The sequence below is a fragment of the Mesorhizobium sp. M7A.F.Ca.CA.002.09.1.1 genome (assembly GCF_003998555.1).
Taxonomy (GTDB): Bacteria; Pseudomonadota; Alphaproteobacteria; order Rhizobiales; family Rhizobiaceae; genus Mesorhizobium; species Mesorhizobium ciceri.
In genome coordinates this window covers 1-4,284 of record NZ_RZRR01000471.1, presented here as the reverse complement: position 1 = coordinate 4,284, position 4,284 = coordinate 1, and the positions used below count along the sequence as shown (strand labels likewise).

Here is a 4,284-nt window from a genome sequence, read left to right as displayed (position 1 = left end):
GGCGGGAACACCGTCTGCAACTCGGCAAGCTCCTGCTCGGAGGTTTCCTGCATCAGCCCGATATTGTGCGGCTGGCCGGGTTCGATTTCGCTGTCGTTCGTCTTGTTGAGAGGTTTGTAGTGCCGGCCGGTTCCCCACATTATGGCGCCGAATGTCTCGCGCAGCCACAGCCGCAATTCGCGGCACTGGACGGTGGGAATGGTCGATGGCAGCCCACGGTCGTCGGTGACGATGCGCGTTGCAACGACGCGCAGCAGCGGCAACTGCCAGCCAAGGCCTGACAGGACCTGGTTGTTCCAGGCGCCGGCGGCAACAATCACGCCATCAGCCTCAAGACCGCCCTGGTCGGTCTCGATCGTCACCCGGTCGCCGGCATCATGGACGGCAGTCACGCGTGTGTTGCTGCGGAAGACGCCGCCGAGCTCGCTGATCTGGCCGGTCAGCACCCCCATCGCCAGCTTGGTGTCGAGCTGGATGCCGTGCGGATTGTAGGCCGCCGAATGGACCCGGGCCGGATCGATGAGGCCCTGCATCTTCTGCCCGATCTGCACGGCGTCCAGGTCCTGCATTTCCGGCGGCGCATAGGGAGAATCCAGCACCGGGCGGACGAAGCGTTCGCGCCCGTCCTCGGTCAGCGCCATGATCAAGGTGCCGTTCGGCCGATAACCAATCTCGGCGCCGACCTCGTGCAGCCTGCGATAGAAATCGAGGCCATATTGCTGCAGCTGAAAGCCCTCTTCACCGAGCGGGATCATGCCGGCGGACCAATGGGAGACGAAGCCAGCACCGGCGCTTGTGGTTGCGGCACCCGGCTGGCCGGCATCGATGACCGTCACCCGGCGCACGCCGGACCGCAGCAGATGGAAAGCCGCGCTGCAGCCGATGATGCCGCCGCCAATCACCGCGATATGCCTGCTATCGCTGCCGCCATGGCTTCCGTTTGAACTCATCTTTGTTCTCCCTTTTGCCGATGTTCCGGTCGGAGCGACATACAGCGACGGCGACCATACAGGCTCGTCCCGGACTGTCTAGACACATGTGTCTGTGGCCTGATACTTGATGCGCACTGCATCTGGATCACACGTCCGGAACGCCGCTTGATCCGGCTTTCCGTTGTGTTGTGTCGCCGAGAGAGCGAGGAAAAAGTGAGCGTTTCGACAGCCGCCCAGGCCATTTTCGACAGTGAAATCATATGGGACGCGCATTCCGGCTTCATGCCGGACCCGGCGGCGGACCTGAACAATCTGCAGATCTGGCGCGACGCCGGCATCGACTATCTGTCGATCGATGTCGGCTTCGACCTGTTGCCCTGGGAGCAGACCGTGCGGACGCTCGCAAATTTCCGCCACTGGATCCTTGCCAATCCCGAGCACTACACGCTGGTCTCCTCCGTCGCGGAAATCCGCAAGGCCAAGCTTGAAGGCAAACTGGCGATCACCTTCGACATCGAGGGCATGAACGCGCTCGACGGCCGCGTCGAGATGGTCGAGTTCTATCACCATCTGGGCGTCCGCCAGATCCTGTTTGCGTACAACAGGAACAATCTGGCCGGCGGCGGTTGCCACGATGTCGAGACCAGCCTGACGGCGTTCGGCCGCGAGGTCATCGACGAGATGAACCGTCTCGGCATGTTCGTCGACGTCACCCACACCGGCTATCGCACCTCGATGGAGGTGATGGAATACTCCAACCGGCCAGTCATCTTCTCGCACTCCAACGCCAAGGCCTTGTGCGGCCATGGCCGCAATATCACCGACGAGCAGATCAAGGCCTGCGCGCGCACCGGCGGCATCGTCGCGATCGTCGGGCTCAATCGTTTCCTGGGAGAGGGACGCACGGACTCGGACAGGCTGGCTGACCACATCGAATATCTCGTCGACCTGGCTGGCCCAAATCATGTCGGCATCGGACTGGACTACGCCTTTCCGGTTGATGTCAAAGGCATCGACCGCATCATTTCCGACAATCCGCAATTCTGGCCCAAGAGCGAATATCCGGAGGGGGCGACGACCTACGCGGCTCCAGGTCAGATGCGCGAACTGACCGAGGTTCTTCTGCGCCGCGGCCAGTCCGAGCAGACCGTGCGCGATGTCCTGGGCGGCAATTTCATGCGCCTGGCGGCTGAAATCTGGAAGTGAGCGGCGGCCGAGAGGCCTATCTCCGCTACAGCTCTTGATCCAGGCCCCACCGAATGGCGGGCCAGGCCATATCGTCTGCGCGATCACATTCCGCCCGTGACTTGCCCAAGTCGACGCGCCGGCGGCGGTCGGAACAGATGTCGAGATTTTCCGCAAGATCGTCCGTATCCAAGATTCGGACGTGCCGGCAAAATTTTCGCTAGACATAGATGTCTATTATTAGCAGTTTTAGCGGACCGACACATTCGGCCCGGCTTGGAGAATGGCCTGCGGCCTGAAAACAAGACAACGAAAACAGCTGAGGGGTAGAGCATGTCCATTCTAGCCGACACCAGGGTTTCGCGCCGCAGCCTGCTCGCCGCAGCCGGCGCTTTCGGCCTCGCCTCAATGGTCAATCCAAAAGTTTCCTGGTCGAGCGACGGGCCGATCCTCAAGGTGCGCTCCTACGCCGACATCCAGACGCTCGACCCTTGCTTCCGGCTGGCGGCGCCTGAAGGCGACATCACCAGCGTCATCTTCGCCGGCCTCGTCGTCACCACGCCTGGCGACAGCTGGGGCTGGCGGCCGATGGCGGCGGAAACGATCAAGCAGCTCGATCCGCTGACCGTCGCCTTCCAGCTGCGCGACAATATCGGCTTCACCGATGGCTACGGCCAGATGACGGCCGAAGACGTCAAGTTTTCGATCGAACGCATCGCCGACCCAGCCAACAAGAGCCCCTATTCCGGCGACTGGGCAACGCTCAAGGAAGTCGAGGTCAAGGACAAGCTGTCGGGGCTGATCCACCTGAAACAAGCCTTCGCGCCGCTGTGGACGTCGACTTTGCCGACGCCGTCCGGCACCATCCTGTCAAAGCGCGCCATCACCGAGCTCGGTGGCAAGATGGGCGTCAAGCCAGTGGCTCAGTCAGGCCCCTACATCCTGAAGGAATGGCTGCCCAAGCAGCGCACGGTGCTGGTCCGCAATCCCGACTGGAAGTACGAGCAAGGTGCCTTCGCGGAAATCCACATTCATCCGATCGAGGACGAGAAGACCGCCGAACTCGGCTATGAGGCCGGCGACCTCGACTACACCTGGACCGCGGTCTCCTCGATCTCGCGCCTGAAGCAGACGCCGCCGCCGAAGACGACAGTGGTGGAGAAGCCTTCGCTGGCCTTTGTCTGGCTCGGCATGAACCAGGATGTCGCTCCCTTCAACAATCTCAACATGCGCCGCGCGGTTCAGTACGCCGTGGACCGCAAGGCGGTGGTCGATGCTGCCTATTTCGGCGCCGCCGCAACCGCCACCGGCATCATCGCGCCCGGCCTGCCCGGCCATCGCGAGAAGAACCTTTTCGATTTCGACCCAGACCGCGCCCGCGACATGATCGCCAAGGAGGGGCTGGCCGGCACGACGATCACGCTCGACATCCTCAACAAGACCGAGCGGCTGACCGCGGCGCAGGTCGTGCAGTCGAACCTGCAGGATGTCGGCCTCAATGTGGAGATCAAGCAGAACGACAGCGGCACCTTCTGGACGCTTGGCGCCAAGGAAGGCGACTACTGGAAGAAGCTGCAGATGATCATCAGCCGCTTCTCCATGCAGCCGGATCCGAGCTGGGCGACTGCCTGGTTCACCCGCGACCAGATCGGCGTCTGGAACTGGGAGCGGTTTTCCAGCGAGGAATTCGACAAGCTCAATGCCGAAGGCATGGTCGAGCTCGACCCGGCGAAACGCGATGTCATCTACAAGAAGCTGCAGGACCTGATGGAGGAGAACGGCAACTACGTTTTCCTGACGCATGAGGTCACCGGCATCATGAATCGAGACACGCTTGTGGCCGGCCTGAAGCCGAACGGCGAGCCCGTGTTCACCGGCTTCAAACCGGCATGATATCGGAGGGCGGGGCTCGCCCCCACCAAAGACCGTCCGACAGGTACCGAAAATGATCCGCTACGCCCTCAAGCGTCTGTGGCTTGGCGCCATCATCATCAGCGTCGCTATGATGATGATGTTCGCCATGGTCTACCTCATTCCCGGCGACCCGGCCTCCGTCGCGCTGGGGCCACGCGCGACGCCGGAGATGATGGAGGCGCTGCGCGTACGCATGGGCCTCGACCAGCCGGTGTGGCGGCAGTTCCTGCACTTCTACGGATCGGTCCTGCGC

Annotated in this window: 3 protein-coding genes and 1 pseudogene; 3 read left to right on the top strand and 1 reads right to left on the bottom strand. The window is 62.3% G+C overall.

Annotation, left to right across the window (positions count from 1 at the left end; translation table 11 throughout):
- Positions 1-950, bottom strand: a 950-nt coding sequence (locus EN994_RS19945) for an FAD-binding oxidoreductase (protein ID WP_164746027.1), incomplete at its 3' end; no start/stop codon positions are given.
- Between the two features lie 195 nt (positions 951-1,145).
- On the opposite strand from EN994_RS19945, the gene EN994_RS19940 reads away from it, so the two are divergent.
- From EN994_RS19940 to EN994_RS19930, 3 genes and pseudogenes are all read left to right on the top strand, one after another.
- The gene (locus EN994_RS19940) at positions 1,146-2,138 is read left to right on the top strand and encodes a membrane dipeptidase (protein WP_082826414.1); all 993 of its coding nucleotides are present in this window, start codon (positions 1,146-1,148) and stop codon (positions 2,136-2,138) included.
- 312 nt (positions 2,139-2,450) lie between these two features.
- Positions 2,451-4,010 carry an ABC transporter substrate-binding protein gene (locus EN994_RS19935; protein ID WP_063167555.1) on the top strand — a complete coding sequence of 520 codons (1,560 nt, stop codon included), beginning with the start codon at positions 2,451-2,453 and terminating at the stop codon, positions 4,008-4,010.
- A 52-nt stretch (positions 4,011-4,062) separates the two neighbouring features.
- Positions 4,063-4,284 (top strand): annotated as a pseudogene (locus EN994_RS19930) (ABC transporter permease); the annotation flags it as partial.